Source organism: Trichococcus collinsii (assembly GCF_900107505.1).
Classification (GTDB): Bacteria; Bacillota; Bacilli; order Lactobacillales; family Aerococcaceae; genus Trichococcus; species Trichococcus collinsii.
The window spans coordinates 437,812-453,056 of the sequence record NZ_FNQH01000002.1 but is presented as its reverse complement, the minus strand read 5'-3'; the positions used below and the strand labels follow the sequence as shown (position 1 = coordinate 453,056).

Annotated in this window: 13 protein-coding genes and 1 other annotated feature; of the genes, 11 read left to right on the top strand and 2 right to left on the bottom strand. The window is 46.5% G+C overall.

All coding sequences use genetic code 11. The features are described from left to right. The first annotated feature begins 30 nt into the window (after positions 1-30). The 8 genes from BLV66_RS06495 (at position 31) to BLV66_RS06460 (ending at position 8,322) form a co-directional block, all read left to right on the top strand. Positions 31-1,773, top strand: coding sequence for a glycoside hydrolase family 3 protein (locus BLV66_RS06495; RefSeq protein ID WP_086987280.1), 1,743 nt, complete (start codon positions 31-33; stop codon positions 1,771-1,773). A gap of 400 nt (positions 1,774-2,173) precedes the next feature. Beyond that, a complete protein-coding gene (locus BLV66_RS06490) occupies positions 2,174-3,037 on the top strand; it encodes an AraC family transcriptional regulator (protein WP_086987281.1) in 864 nt (287 codons plus the stop codon). A 5-nt stretch (positions 3,038-3,042) separates the two neighbouring features. Continuing rightward, complete coding sequence (locus BLV66_RS06485; protein WP_086987282.1) at positions 3,043-4,218, top strand: Gfo/Idh/MocA family protein; 1,176 nt, start codon at positions 3,043-3,045, stop codon at positions 4,216-4,218. A gap of 19 nt (positions 4,219-4,237) precedes the next feature. Next, positions 4,238-5,257: a Gfo/Idh/MocA family protein gene (locus BLV66_RS06480; protein ID WP_086987283.1), complete on the top strand. Its 1,020-nt coding sequence runs from the start codon at positions 4,238-4,240 to the stop codon at positions 5,255-5,257. Beyond that, positions 5,244-6,107 carry a sugar phosphate isomerase/epimerase family protein gene (locus tag BLV66_RS06475; RefSeq protein ID WP_086987284.1) on the top strand — a complete coding sequence of 288 codons (864 nt, stop codon included), beginning with the start codon at positions 5,244-5,246 and terminating at the stop codon, positions 6,105-6,107. Before BLV66_RS06480 ends, BLV66_RS06475 begins: the two co-directional genes overlap by 14 nt. A gap of 72 nt (positions 6,108-6,179) precedes the next feature. Next, positions 6,180-7,262 (top strand): Gfo/Idh/MocA family protein, encoded by a 1,083-nt coding sequence (locus BLV66_RS06470; protein ID WP_086987285.1) that lies wholly within the window; start codon positions 6,180-6,182, stop codon positions 7,260-7,262. A 152-nt stretch (positions 7,263-7,414) separates the two neighbouring features. Further along, positions 7,415-8,119 (top strand): NAD(P)H-dependent oxidoreductase, encoded by a 705-nt coding sequence (locus tag BLV66_RS06465; protein WP_086987286.1) that lies wholly within the window; start codon positions 7,415-7,417, stop codon positions 8,117-8,119. A gap of 20 nt (positions 8,120-8,139) precedes the next feature. Next, entirely contained in the window at positions 8,140-8,322 is a 183-nt protein-coding gene (locus BLV66_RS06460) for a hypothetical protein (RefSeq protein WP_086987287.1), read from the top strand. 60 nt (positions 8,323-8,382) lie between these two features. Here the strand turns inward: BLV66_RS06460 and BLV66_RS06455 are convergent, their stop codons facing one another. Further along, entirely contained in the window at positions 8,383-8,922 is a 540-nt protein-coding gene (locus BLV66_RS06455) for a GNAT family N-acetyltransferase (protein ID WP_086987288.1), read from the bottom strand. A 1-nt stretch (position 8,923) separates the two neighbouring features. Then, positions 8,924-10,186, bottom strand: a complete 1,263-nt coding sequence (gene tyrS / locus BLV66_RS06450) for a tyrosine--tRNA ligase (RefSeq protein ID WP_086987289.1) — start codon at positions 10,184-10,186, stop codon at positions 8,924-8,926. A 70-nt stretch (positions 10,187-10,256) separates the two neighbouring features. Then, positions 10,257-10,471: a binding site (T-box leader), on the bottom strand. Between the two features lie 319 nt (positions 10,472-10,790). On the opposite strand from tyrS, the gene BLV66_RS06445 reads away from it, so the two are divergent. From BLV66_RS06445 to metG, 3 genes are all read left to right on the top strand, one after another. Then, positions 10,791-12,116, top strand: a complete 1,326-nt coding sequence (locus BLV66_RS06445) for a C40 family peptidase (protein WP_086987290.1) — start codon at positions 10,791-10,793, stop codon at positions 12,114-12,116. A gap of 111 nt (positions 12,117-12,227) precedes the next feature. Further along, positions 12,228-12,995: a MerR family transcriptional regulator gene (locus BLV66_RS06440; RefSeq protein ID WP_086987664.1), complete on the top strand. Its 768-nt coding sequence runs from the start codon at positions 12,228-12,230 to the stop codon at positions 12,993-12,995. A gap of 188 nt (positions 12,996-13,183) precedes the next feature. After that, positions 13,184-15,202 carry a methionine--tRNA ligase gene (gene metG / locus BLV66_RS06435; protein ID WP_086987291.1) on the top strand — a complete coding sequence of 673 codons (2,019 nt, stop codon included), beginning with the start codon at positions 13,184-13,186 and terminating at the stop codon, positions 15,200-15,202. Positions 15,203-15,245 lie beyond the last annotated feature (43 nt).

Genomic DNA, 15,245 nt, shown 5'->3' with positions numbered 1-15,245 from the left:
AGTAATATTACGTTAACAGGAGGAACAAAAGTGCCAAAATTAGTTGATTTAAAAGCAAAACCGTACAATCTGAACGACAAACAGGTCGCTTGGGTAAACGATACGATCGTTGGTATGACAGATGAAGAAAAAGTAGGACAATTGTTCACGAACCTTTTCTTCTTCGGTAACGATGCTTTCTCAGGGAACGACTTCACAAACAAAGAAATCATCGAAAAATTCCATATCGGTGGCGCACGTTACCACGGCAATTCAAAAGAAGATATCCAAGATTTGTTGAACGATTTGCAATCCATGTCCAAAATCCCTCTATTGGTAGCTGCTAACTGCGATGCAGGCGGAAACGGCGCATGCGGCGAGGGTACGTACATCGCTTCTGGTGCACAGTGTGAAGCTGCAGGGGATCCGGAAGTTTCTTATCATGCAGGTCTGGTTTCTGCTCGTGAAGAAAAAGCTTTAGGCGTCAACGTCAACTTCGACCCATGTGTGGACATCCTTTACAACTGGAGAAACACAATCGTGAACACGCGTGCTTATGGTACGGATGCAGAAACAGTCATCAAATATACAAATGCTTATTTGGATGGATTGACTGCTGAAAACGGTGAAAACATGGAAGATGGCGTTATCCAATGCATCAAGCACTTCCCGGGAGACGGAACGGAAGAACGCGACCAACATTTGGTGTTGGGAATCAATGAATTGAGCCCTGAAGAATGGCGCGCTTCATTCGGTAAAGTTTACCAAAACCACATCGATCGCGGTGTTGAAATGATTATGGCAGGACACATTGCAGTCCCTGCTTTGCAAAAAGAATTGAACCCTGCTTTGGAAGACAAAGACATTATGCCGGCAACATTAGCAGAAGAATTGATCCAAGATGAATTGAAGGGCGAATTGAACTTCAATGGCCTTGTCATCACCGATGCAACGCACATGCTGGGCATGACATCCGCTATGCGTCGCGAAGATTATGTTCCAAAAGCGATCGCTGCTGGTTGTGATATGTTCCTTTTCTTCAACAACATCGAAGAAGACTTCGGATTCATGTTGAAAGGCTACCAAAACGGCGTCATCACGGAAGAACGTTTGACTGATGCTTTGCGTCGTATCTTGGGGTTGAAAGCTAAATTGCATTTGCCTGAAAAACAAGTAAACGGCACATTGTTGCGTACGCGAGAAGACTTGAACGTAATCGGCTGTGAAGAACATCTGCAATGGAGAGCGGAAGCTGCTGATAAAGGTATTTCTTTGATCAAAGATACCCAAAATAACTTGCCGATTAACCCAGTCGATCACAAACGCATCCGCTTGTACATTTTGGAAGGCGAAAAAGGCGGAATCAATGATGCCGGTTCAGCAACACAACAACTGTTCATTGATGAATTGACAAGCCGCGGCTACGAAGTGACTGTCAACGAACGTGGTTCACGCGTTAAAGGCGCTACTTTGAAATACCGTGATGAAGTGGACTTCGCTCTAGAAGTTTCTGATATCGTTGGCTACGGCGCACAAAACAATTACCGCATCCAATGGAGTACTGCCATGGCAAACGAAGTTCCATGGTTCGTTTGGGAAGTTCCGCATGCATTCGTGTCATTGAACTTCACGACACATTTGCATGATGCGACCATGGTGAAAACATTCATCAATGCTTACCACAACAACCAAGAAACAATCAAACAAGTCATCGACAAACTAGAAGGCAAATCCGAATTCAAAGGCGCCCACAACGACCTAGTTTGGACAGAAAAATGGCAAGCTAAATTATAGGAGGATACGATGAATTGCGTTTAGAGGGTGAGCACTAAGAGGACATTACGAGAACGGCCGCTTTTTGGCCGTGACGTAATGTCAACTTAGGCGGAACCCTCTGCAATTCAGAGTTCAACTATAATCAGTGTGTGATGAATCCTGAGCTCAGTGTTAGGCACAGGTTTCTGCGAATCAGAACTCAACTACTAGGATACGACTATCCAACTAATGTACCATTTCGTTCACAAATCACCAAAAACACTGCTGCAACAAGTAAAGTCGAGGGAATTTTTTCTCGACTTTGTTTTTTCGAACAACAATAAGCACTCTCGGTCAATTATTTTGAAAATGTAAGCATTTCAGGACATTGAATTGTAACCGCTGTTATTTTATACTCTAAAGTGTCAAAGAGAGGGAGGTGACACGTATCATTGAAAAATTATTGATCGGATATCACGTCAAAGGACAAGCCTATGCCCTTGATTTCCATACACATCCGCAATATGAAATATTCCTGTTCCACGGCGGAAATTGTCGGTTCCTGGTCGGTAATAAAATTTATTATCTTCAGCCCGGCGACTTGCTGATGATGGATGGGATGACGGTTCACCGTGCCTATGTAATTGGGGACAAGGATGCCTATGAACGCAGTATCGTCCATTTCGATGCTGACTGGATCGCACCTTTACTGAATGACCTGAACATTGATTATCTCTTGCGATTCTTTACTGAAAATCGCAATGGGCTCATTCGAACTTTCCGCAAGAAGGATGAACTCCTGTTGGAAAATGCTATCCGGGAAATGAATCATTTGCAGCAATTGGACCAATCTTATGCAAATGAAGCGAAACGCAAACTGGCTTTAGTCCAGCTGCTTCTGATGATAGATTCTTCAACGGATAAGATCGTAGAAAAAGGACAGGCCTATGTCGATGAAAAAACGCAGATAGCAGAAAAGGTTTCGGAATACATTTTCAGGCATTACCGTGACTCGTTCAATATCGATGATATCGCCCAAGCCCTTAACTTGAGCAAATCTTATTTGTCCCATGCTTTCAAAGAAATCACAGGAAATACCATTATGGCTTATGCGATGGGATATCGGCTATCACAAGCATGCACGGCATTATTGATGGAGCCATCCAAATCCATCAAAATGATTTCCGGCGAATGCGGTTTTGAAAGCGATGCCCATTTCAGCAGATATTTCAAACAGAACATGGGCAGTACACCAAGTAATTACAGAAAAAACAATAGAATCAGCATACAAAAAGGAGAATGATGAGAATGACAGAAAAAGTGAAATTAGGAATTATTGGTTATGGTGCAGAAGGCGGCATGTACGCAGGGTTCTTCAAGAACAACGATGAGCGTCTGAACGACAACATCGAGTTGGCAGCAATCTGCGATAACGATCCGGCTAAAAAAGCTAAAATCGCTGAAGATTTTCCTGGACTGCCTTTCTTCGATAATTACCTGGATCTTTTGGAATCCGGTATTGTAAACGCAATCGTAACGACTGTCCCGCACTATGACCACTGCGTGATGGGGATCGCGGCCCTTGAACGCGGCATCCACTTGTTGGGCGAAAAGCCGGCAGGTGTTTATACGAAAGATGTGGAACGCTTGATCGAAACATCGAAGAAATACCCAGAAACGACTTTTGCGATCTTCTTCAACCAACGCACAAACCCGCTTTACCGCAGAGTAAAACAATTGATGGATGAAAAAGCAATCGGCGATTTGCAGCGCGCTACGTGGATCATCACAACTTGGTGGAGACCGCAAGGCTACTACAATCAGAGCGCATGGCGTGCAACTTGGGGCGGAGAAGGCGGCGGCGTGCTTGTGAACCAAGCTCCTCACCAATTGGATCTGCTGCAATGGATCTGTGGAAAACCTGAAAAAGTATACGCGAAACTGCAATATGGGGCAGGCCGTAAGATTGTCGTTGAAAATGAAGTGAACGCACTCTTAGACTTCGGCAACGGTGCTACCGGTTCATTCATCACTTGCACAAACGACATTGTCGGGACGGACCGCTTCGAAATATTTGGGACGAAAGGAAAAATCATCGTCGAAGATTCGAAAAAACTGATTGTGAAACAATTGACTGCTCCTGAAGCTGAACTATCCGAAAACATGGATATGCAGGATGTCATGAGACTCTTCATGGGACAGATCAATATGGAAGATTACGTTAAGGTCACAGAAGAAGAGTTCGTTACACCGCAAGGTCTGCAGCACATTTCTGTGTTGAATAATTTTGCCGATCATATCGTAAACGGCGAGCCTTTATTGGCAAACGGCGAAGAAGGCATCAATGGTGTGACATTGGCGAATGCAATGCACTTGTCCTCTTGGTTGGATAAAGAAGTGGACTACAATGTGGACGGTGATCTGTACTTGGCAGAGCTGAACAAACGCATCGCTGAAGAGGGTAAGTTTGAACAAAGAAAATAAGAAAGTGACGTGATCAGAGATGTTAAGAGCGGCAATAATCGGATTAGGAGATGTATCGCCTGTCCACAAATATGCTATCGACGCCAGCGACAACGGTGAATTGGTTGCGGTCTGCGACATAAATGAAGCCTTGAAGACCAAATATCCTGATGTGCCTTTTTACACAAACGTAGAAACGATGTTGGAAAAAGAGGAATTGGATGTGGTACATATCTGCTTGCCGCACTATCTGCATTATCCGATCACGAAACGCTGCATCGAAAAAGGTGTGCATGTTTTCCAGGAAAAGCCCTTAGCTTTGGATTATGAAGAAGGCTTGAAGACTCTCGCCTTGGCAGAGGAAGGCAGCAAGAAGATAGGCGTGTGTTTTCAAAATCGCTACAACGAAACTTTTTTGGAACTCAAAAGATTGCTCGAGGAGGAGAATGTCGGGGCAGTGACAGGAGTGAAAGGTCTGGTTGCTTGGCACCGGCCTGAAAGCTATTACACAACCAAACCATGGCGCGGGCAGATGGAATTTGCCGGCGGAGGATCTATCATCAACCAAGCCATCCATACGCTTGATCTGATGCAGCTCTTGGGTGGGGAAATCGACCGCTGCAAAGCCAGTCTGTCGAACATCACAGATTATGACATCGAAGTCGAGGACACTGCCGTCGCGAATTTCACATTCAAGAACGGTGCGCGCGGCTTTTACATGTCGACCAATGCTTATGTCGAGAATTCCAGCGTAGAATTGCAGGTCATCACCGAAAAGGCAAAATTCACAATCAAAGACAACTGTCTTTACCGCTCTAACAGTTCCGGAGAAAAAGAACTGCACTTGCAGGACACGCCGCTGCAAGGGACGAAATTTTATTACGGTCCGAGCCATTCTGCCTTGATCCAGCGCTTCTACAAAGCGATCGAAGCGGATACGGATGATTATGTGACAGTCCGGGATGCCTTACCAGCCATGCTGATGATTGATGCGATGAAATTATCGTCGAAAGAAAAGCGTACAATCGAAATGGAGGAAATCATAAATGTCGAAAGTTAAGATAGGTGTACAAGCGTCAACAATCAAAAAAAGTTTTGAAGAAATAGGGCCTTACGAAACGTTGAAGAAATTGCACGAAATCGGCTACAACTCGATCGAAATCTCGCAAGTGGCGACAACACCTGAGAATATCGCCCAAATCCAAAGAGCGACAGCCGATTTTGGGATGGAAATCGCATCTATGACCGCTGCCTTGAAGCCGCAGATGCCGGGCGGTGAATCTTTGACGACCGACTACGACAAAATTGTGGCTGACTGCAAAGCAGTCGGAACGGATCTGTTGCGCATAGGCATCTTGCCTTTCGATGCCATGGCCAGCTTGGATAAAGTACTGGAATTCTGTCAGGACGCGAACGAAGTGACCCACAAGCTGAAAGAAGACGGTATCACTTTGTACTACCATAATCATCACATCGAATTCCGCAAATATGACGGCAAATTCCTATTGGACATCATCCGCGAAAAAGCGCCGTTATTGGGATTTGAATTGGATGTCCATTGGGTGCAGCGCGGCGGAGCAAATCCGCTTGAAGTCATCAAGGACTATAAAGGCAAAGTGGAATTGATCCACTTGAAGGATTATCGTATTGCCGCTATTCCTGATGAAGCCTTTGACGCGCTTTACAAAGGCGAACATGCGAAATTCATGGCTGCTTTCACGGATGTCATCCAATTCGCTGAATTGGGGACAGGCAGCCTGCCTTTGAAGGACATCATCGAAGAGAGCATCGCTTCAGGCGTGCGCTATCTATTGGTTGAACAGGATGACACTTACGGTGTGGATCCGTTCGAAAGTCTGAAAATATCCCGTGACTATCTGTTGGAATTGGGTTACGGAAACCTATTCTGATCAATCGGATGAAGAAGTTCGGAGGAAATTCTCTTCGAACTTCTTCCTATAATAATGAAGGAGGCTGCAAGAGTGGGAAGTAAAGATGGAATGAATTATGCTCCGAAAGGGAAAATCAATCGGGTAGTAGAACCGGGAGCATTCAATGTCGGCATAACAGCACTGGATCACGGGCACATCAACGGCATGACGAACGGCTTGATCGAAGCCGGTGCCACAATCAAATATGTGTATGATCCAGATGCGGAAAAGGTAGCAAATTACTTGGAATCTTTCCCAGATGTGGCGGTCGCCGAGTCGTTGGAACAGATTCTGGAAGATCCGGAGATCCAACTGGTCGCAGCTGCGGCAGTGCCTAATTTACGTAGCGCATTGGGCAACCGCGTTATGCGGGCAGGGAAAGACTACTTCACGGACAAGACCGGCTTCACGACACTTGAACAACTGGAAGAGACCAAAAAGGTCGTTGCCGAGACCGGGAAAAGATATTGGGTCTATTTCAGCGAAAGGCTGCATGTGGAAGGCGCCGTATTTGCCGGCCAACTGATCGAAGAGGGCAGGATCGGCCGCGTCATCCAAGTGACAGGATTTGGACCGCACCGTCTTGACAAAGAGAAACGTCCGGATTGGTTCTTTAAAAAAGAACAGTACGGCGGTATTTTGGCCGACATCGGCAGCCACCAGATCGAGCAGTTCCTTTATTATACGGGAAATACTGACGCGAAAGTGCTTCACAGCAAGGTCGGGAACTATAATAATCCGACTACACCTGAATTGGAGGACTACGGTGATGCTACGCTCATAGGCGATAATGGCGCAACCTTCATCTTCAAAGTCGATTGGTTCACGCCGGCCGGACTTGGAACATGGGGGGATGGTCGCACGTTCATCACCGGAACGGAAGGGACGATCGAAATCCGCAAATACATCAACGTTGCGACTGAACAGACTGGCGATCACCTTTTCCTGGTGACGAAGGATGGCGAGGAGCATTACTCATTGGCGGGCGAAGTCGGATTCCCGTTCTTCGGCGAAATGATTTTAGACTGCATCAACCGCACCGAAAATGCGATGACGCAGGAACATATCTTCAAGGCGCAGGAACTATGCCTGAAGGCGCAGGAACAGGCACTGAACATCACCGAAAACCTGTAACAAAAGCTGTCCCTTTCTTTGCTTCCGGATTAACCGGCTGGCGAAGGGAGGGATTTTTGTTGGTTTCGTGCTGAGTGAGCGTGCAACTTGAACTCTGGCCGGCAGCTTGTTATGATGCGGATGAAGAACTATTGAGTAAATGAGGTGAAAGGATGCAAACATTGATCATAGTCAGCCACCCGACGCTGGCTGATTCGAATACGCAAAGGTTTCTGTGGGAAAGTCTTCCGGCTGAAGGGGTGACTTGGCACCATCTCGAATCGGTTTATCCGGATGGCCAGATCGATCGAGAGGCCGAACAACAGCAATTGCTCCAGTATGACCGCATCATCTTCCAATTCCCGTTCTATTGGTACAGTTCGCCTGCTTTGTTGAAGCAATGGCAGGATGTCGTGCTGACTGAAGGTTTCGCTTATGGATCTGAAGGCAGCAGGCTGGCGGGGAAAGAATTCGGTCTCGTTCTGGCCCTGGGTGTGAATGAACGCGAATACCAAGCGGGGGGCAGGGAAGGCTTCACGATTTCGGAACTGACCCGGCCGTTTCAAGCGATGGCAAGTAAGTGCAGCATGGTGTACTTGCCGACGCTCGTCGTTTCGAAATTCGATTATCTAAGTGACAGCAAGAAGAAAGAATTGCTGATCAGCTATCAGCAATATTTGTCCAAAGAGAACGATGCCAGTCTGACGGCATCGGAAAATTGGTTCAAACTCCAGCTACAGTCGCTCGGGAAAGCGGGGCTTTCCGAAGCGGATCAGCAACTGGTGGAGCATCTGCTTGCCGTTTTGGAGGACAACCGTGAGCATTTGGATGATCTGGCGTGGACGTTGGCACAGATGGAAGGCAATCAGCTTGGATAAAGGTAAAGTGGAGGACGATAATGGAGACTGAACATTGGGTGCAAGAACAGCTGGATCATTTAGTGGAAGCGAGCAAGGATTATCGGCAAAAAGCACTTTTCCAGGAAACGAAAAAACTCTTCCAAGAACAGCATCAACGGATGGAACAGATGGAGGGCGAACTTGATGGGCGGATATGGAGCCCGAAAGAGTGGTCGAATTAGGAAGCGTAAAAAAATAGAGGACAGCTGAGCAAATGTTCAGCTGTCCTCTATTTCTGTTGTCTATCGTTTTGGTGCGAGCGGATATTGGTAGACGTAGTCGTCCATCACGAAGCCGCCTCCGATGGGGGAGACAATTGATTCTGTGCGCACAAAACCGTATTTTTCATAGAATGCGATGGAACCTTCGTTGTATTTGTTGACGGTAAGCTCCAGGACTTTTTTCCGTTCCCTGGTGGCCAAATCGACCATTTTCTGCATGATCTGATAGGCATAGCCTTGTCCGCGGGCTTCCTGCAGCAGGTAGAGCTTGCTGATGAACAGTTTGTCGTCCAGCAATTGGATAGCCAAGTAACCGGCGGATTGGCCCCCACTTTTGATGAGAAAATAATCCAATTTGCCTGTTTCGATATCCTCTTCAAGATTCGCTCTGGATTGGATGTTTTCCAACATATAGGTTACCTGTGCTGGTCCCAGGATCGGCAGATAGTATTCATGCCAGATGATGTCGGCCAAGCGCGACAGTTCATTGATTTGTTCCATGCTCTCGACCGGTTCCAACCGGAGTGCGGCGTCACGTGAAAAGAGTTGTGGGGTTGTCATATCAAGCCACCAATTTAACCAGGAAATATTTCTTTTTGCCGCGGCGTACTAAGATGAAGCGGCCTTCGAAAGAATTTTCGGCAGTGATGACGAATTCCAGATCTGTAACTTTATCACCATTGATAGAGATGGCACCGTTTTGGATGTCTTCGCGTGATTGACGGCGTGACGGTTCGATGCCGAGATCGACTAGCCAAGTGACCAAATCCTGTTCTTTCAGGTCGGATTCAAATGTCGGCATATTTTTGAAACCTTCAGCGATTTCGCTGGCAGTCAATTCCTTTACTTCGCCGGTGAACAAGGCTTCGGTGATCTTCAATGCGTCCGCCAAGGCCTGTTCGCTGTGGACGAAGCGCGTCATTTCGGATGCCAACACTTTTTGGGCTTCGCGTTTGTGCGGTTCTGTTTCTACTTTTTCAGTCAGCGTATCGATTTCTTCCTTCGAAAGGAAAGTGAAATATTTCAGGTATTTGATGACATCACGATCGTCCTGGTTCACCCAGAATTGGTAGAACTCGTAAGGCGTTGTTTTCTTAGGGTCCAACCAGACAGCACCGCCGGCAGTCTTACCGAATTTCGTGCCGTCCGCCTTCAGCATCAGCGGAATCGTTAAACCGAAAGCTTTTGCTTCCGTGCCTTCTTTTTTACGGATCAGATCCAAACCGGCAGTGATGTTGCCCCATTGATCCTGGCCGCCGATCTGAAGGTTGACGCCTTCATTCTGGAAAAGGTGCAGGAAGTCCATGGATTGCAGGATTTGGTAAGTGAATTCGGTGAAAGAAATGCCGGTGTCCAGACGGCTCGCTACGATATCTTTGGCCAACATCGTGTTGATATTGAAGTTCTTGCCGAAGTCGCGCAGGAAATCCAGTAGTGTCAAATCTTTGGTCCAGTCATAGTTGTTGACGAGACGGATGTCAGCCGAACTGTCGGAAAGGAACAGTTTCTTCATTTGAGAGGTCAAAGCATTTGCGTTCGCGACGACTTGATCCATCGATTGCAGAACACGCTCTTCGCTCTTTCCGCTTGGATCGCCGATTGATCCGGTCGCGCCCCCGATCAGGATAACGGGTCTGTGCCCGGCCAGTTGGAATCTCTTCAATACAATAAAGGGAATCAGATGTCCGATATGCAGGCTGTCACCGGTGGGGTCAACGCCGCAATAAAGGCCGATCTGATCATCCTCCGTTAATTTGCGTAAACCTGCTGCATCCGTTTGTTGGTTAATGGCGCCGCGCCATTCTAATTCGTCGATGATATTCATGTGCTTCATTCCTTTTCTTGTAATTTTATATGCAAAAAAATCCCTGTCCAGACAAGAAAATACTTGTTTGAACAGGGACGATAGTTACCGTGTTACCACCCAGCTTGCAGAATCATCCCGAATAGGAAAGATTTTGCCACTCTGACATGTATCGTATGCCGACCGCTTATGTGCATAAGAAAGCTCCAAAGTGTAATTCGAATCCAGGCTTGCATCAGCTTACACCAACCGCTGACTCTCTATAGGACAAAATCCCGATTCTACTGTCTTTTTCATCGCTTTTTATTGTATTGGTTAATTGCCGTAAGTATAGCGCAGTAAAACTTTAAATGTCAACAGTGACCATAAAAAAAGTAATGTTGCAGAAATGTTACAAAAGGAGGAACTGCACGAAATATTACTGATAACGCTGATTTGGACACATTAGGGGAATCGTTTTACAGAATTGTTACAGTTAGGATACAACTTGACGAAACCGGGCTAAAGGAAAAAAAACTATGTTATGATTCATTATGTTGATGAATCTTAAGGAAAACTATAAAAATTTAAAAGATATATAAGAATTATAACTAACGACAATCGAATGTAAGTGGAGGAATTAGACTTGAAGAAGAAATTAGTGGCTATCGCATTAGCAGGTACGATCCTTGCAACAAGTATAGTAACGCCTTTTACAGCACAAGCAGATGAAATCTTAACAAAAATCCAACAACAAGAAACTAAAATTTCTGAATTGGACAGCAAACAAAGCACAGCAACAGAAAATTTATCTGCAATCACTGCAGAAGTTGATGCAGCTGAAAAAAGAGCAGAGACATTATTGGCAAACCGCGTAAAGACACAAGATGAGATTGTTGTTTTACAGGAAGATATTGCCGAATTGCAAGTTGTTATCGCGCAACGCGAAGAGCAACTGGATGAGCAAGCGAGATCTGTTCAAGTGAACGGTTCAAACGAAAACTACTTGAACTTCATCGTAGCATCCGAATCTTTCACAGATTTAGTATCTCGCATCGATGTTGTATCAAAAATGGTTTCCGCCAATAAAGAATTGGTAGAGAAGCAAGTTGCGGATCAAAAAGCTGTTGAAGACAAAAAAAATAAAACTGAAGATAACCTAAACGAAATCAATGCAATGGCCATGGAGTTGGAACAACTTAAAGGCGATTTGCAAGTGAAGAGAATCGAACAAGAAAGCGCAGTTGCTGCTTTGGCTGCTGAAAAAGCAACAGCTGAGTCCGACCGTGAAATGTTCTTAGCTCAAAAAGAAGAAGCTGACCAACGCGCTGCTGCAGAGGCTGCTTCCATTGCTGCCGCTGAAGCTGCCGCAGCTACTGTAGCTGCAGCAGTCGCACAAGCAAGTTCAGAAGAATCTTCGTCCGTTGACATTGCTTCAAGTGCAGTTGCAAGTTCCGAGTCAGCACCAACTGCTAGCTCTGCTCCTGCTCAAACAGCAGTCAGCACACCTGTAATTGAAAGTGCACCAGTTGTATCTGCTCCAGTAGCAGCTGCACCAGTCGTCAGCGCACCCGTTGTGGCCGCGCCAGTCGTAACTGCACCTGCATTATCTGCACCAACAGGCGATGTTGTTTCCATTGCTGCACAATACATCGGGGTTCCTTATGTATGGGGCGGAAAAACACCATCTGGATTTGACTGCTCAGGCTTCACTTCTTATGTTTTCAGACAAGCATACGGAATCGAAATCGGTGGTTACACAGTTCCTCAAGAAAACTCAGGTACGCAGATTGCTGTATCAGCCGCACAAGCAGGAGATTTGATTTTCTGGGGTTCAAGAGGCGCGACTTATCACGTAGCTATCTATGTAGGCGGCGGACAATACATCCACGCTCCAGCACCTGGCCAAACGGTTACTTATTCTTCTTACAACCTTTCCGGCGCATCATTTGCCGTACGTGTTGCAAGATAATCCGAAATTCACGACAGTCCTCCGGGGCTGTCTTTTTTTGTATACACGGAGGAAATTTGTTGACCTTGACGCAACGTCAAGGTGTATGATGAAATCATCGGAGGGGATACAATGGAATATACGATCCAAAAATTGAGCCGGTTGGCTGGCATCAGCACGAGGACGGTACGCTTCTATGATGAAATCGGCCTGCTGAAGCCCAAACGCACCAGTTCCTCTGGTTACCGCATCTACGGAGAAGCGGAGGTGGACAGGTTGCAGCAGATTCTGTTCTTCAAGCAACTGTCCTTTTCGCTTGATGAGATCAAAGCAGCGATGGACGATCCGGCCTATGACGCGGAACGATCATTGGTCGCGCATAAACAAGCGTTGTTGGAGAAAAAGGCAGAAATCGAATTGCTGATCAGAACGGTGGATGCTACGCTGGACGAAAAAAGAGGAGGCAGAAAAATGAGCGACAAAGAGAAATTTGAAGGAATGAAAAAAGAAGTGCTCGCCCAGAACGAAAGCCGTTACGGGCAGGAAATCCGGGGGAAATACGGTGAAAAGACCATTCAGGCATCGAACAAGAAGTTCGTAGGAATGTGCGAAGCGGATTTTGATGCGATGCAGGAAATGGCTGCACATTTGCAGGAGCTGTTGACGGAAGCGATGGCTACTGGGGACGCCGGCGGAGAATCAGCGCTGGCTGTTGCTGCGTTGCATAAACAGTGGTTGAGCTATACTTGGCCGAGCTACTCTCCGGAAGCGCATCGCGGGCTGGCCCAGATGTATGTCGACGACGAAAGATTCATGGCATACTACGACAAAGCATCCGGTAAAGGCGCAGCTGTTTTTTTGCGGGACGCGATCCACAACTATACTGAAAAAGCTGAATGATATTGGAAAGGTCGGGAGCGAAACGTTGCTTTCGGCTTTTTTTGTGCGTTAATCCGGAGGTGTAGGCGATGGGAGGAGGTTACCGCTTGTTTCGAATTTCACCCCCAAACCCTTGACTTTTGTGGTAGAATGGTACGGTAAGTTGCGTACATTCGCAAACAACTTAGAATTCAGGGAGGCACTCATTCGTGGCTAAAGACAAAAATACATTTTATATCACTACTCCAATCTATTATCCGAGCGGTAAGCTCCACATCGGAAATGCGTATTCTACAATCGCATGCGATGTAATGGCGCGCTATAAAAAACTGATGGGATTCGATGTGTTCTACCTGACCGGTTCAGATGAGCATGGACAAAAAATCGAGAACAAAGCTGCAGAATTAGGCATCACACCGAAAGAATATGTGGATGGCATGGCTCAGGATATGCAGGAGCTATGGAAACGTCTGGACATTTCCAACAACAAGTTCATCCGTACGACTGATGATGATCATGTGCAGGCTGTTCAGCAGATCTTCGAACAATTATTGGCACAAGGCGACATCTATCTTGGCGAATACGAAGGCTGGTATTCCGTTTCCGACGAAGAGTTCTTCACTGAGACACAATTGGCTGAAGTGTACCGCGATACCGACGGAAAAATCATCGGCGGGGTTGCTCCAAGTGGGCATGAAGTAGAGTTGGTGAAAGAGGAGTCTTACTTCTTCCGCATGAGCAAATACGCGGATCGTCTGTTGGCTTATTACGATGCGCATCCTGATTTCATCCAACCGGAATCGCGCAAAAACGAAATGGTCAACAATTTTATCAAACCAGGCCTTGAGGACCTGGCTGTATCACGTACGACCTTTACCTGGGGGATTCCCGTTAAAAGTAACCCGAAGCACGTAGTCTACGTCTGGATTGATGCGTTGGCGAACTACATCACTGCGTTAGGATATGGTTCGGCTGATGATTCCCTTTACCAAAAATATTGGCCGGCTGATGTGCATATGGTCGGAAAAGAAATCGTACGTTTCCACACCATTTATTGGCCGATTATGCTGATGGCGCTGGATCTACCGCTTCCGAAGAAAATTTTCGGACACGGTTGGTTACTGATGAAAGAAGGTAAAATGTCCAAATCCAAAGGCAACGTTGTATATCCGGATATGTTGGTGGACCGCTTCGGTTTGGATGCTTTACGCTACTACCTGATGCGCGAAGTGACCTTCGGCAGCGACGGCATCTTCACGCCGGAAGACTACGTGAACCGGATTAACTATGATTTGGCGAACGACCTGGGCAACTTATTGAACAGAACAATCGCCATGATCAATAAATATTTCGGAGGAAACATCCCTGCGGCGCTCGCAGCAGAAACAGCTTTCGATGCGGAACTCAAAGCGATGGCAGCGGAAGTAACCGAGAATTACCAGAAGGAAATGGACAACATGCAGTTCAGTTCTGCATTGTCCGAAACATGGCGCCTCATTTCACGCGCGAACAAATACATCGACGAGACAGCTCCATGGGTCTTAGCAAAGGACGAGTCCAAGCAATCAGAGTTGGGGAGCGTCATGGCGCATTTGGCCGAAACTTTGCGCGTCGTCGGCATCCTCCTGTCCCCGTTCATGACGCAAGCGCCGTTCAAAATGTTTGAACAACTTGGCTTAGACTTCGAAAAACAAGGTGCGTGGGAAAATGTATCCTTTGGAACGTTCCCGGCGGACGTGAAGGTAGTCGAAAAAGGCACACCGATCTTCCCGCGTCTCGTTACGGAAGAAGAAGTCGCCTACATCAAGGAACAAATGGGAGGAACGTCTCCAGTGGAAGAGGAAATAGTTGCGGCAGAGTGGAATCCGACTACTACCGTACTGACTTCCGAAAAAGAAAAACAGATCAAATATGAAGACTTTGATAAAGTCGAGCTGAAGGTTGCTGAAGTCATCGATTGCCAGAAGGTCGAAGGCGCGGACAAGTTGCTGAAATTCCGTTTGGATGCGGGTGACGAAGGTCATCGCCAAATCCTGTCGGGCATTGCACAATGGTATCCGGATCCTGCGTATTTCATCGGCAAAAAAGTCATCATCGTCGCTAACCTAAAAGCACGTAAAATGAAGGGTGAAATCAGCCAGGGAATGATCCTTTCTGCTGAAAAAGATGGCGTGCTTCAAGTCATACTTGCACCTGAATCGGCAGCAAATGGTTCGACAGTGGCATAAAGGTTTTTGTGATTCAAGGAGCCTGGGACAGTTGTCCTGGACT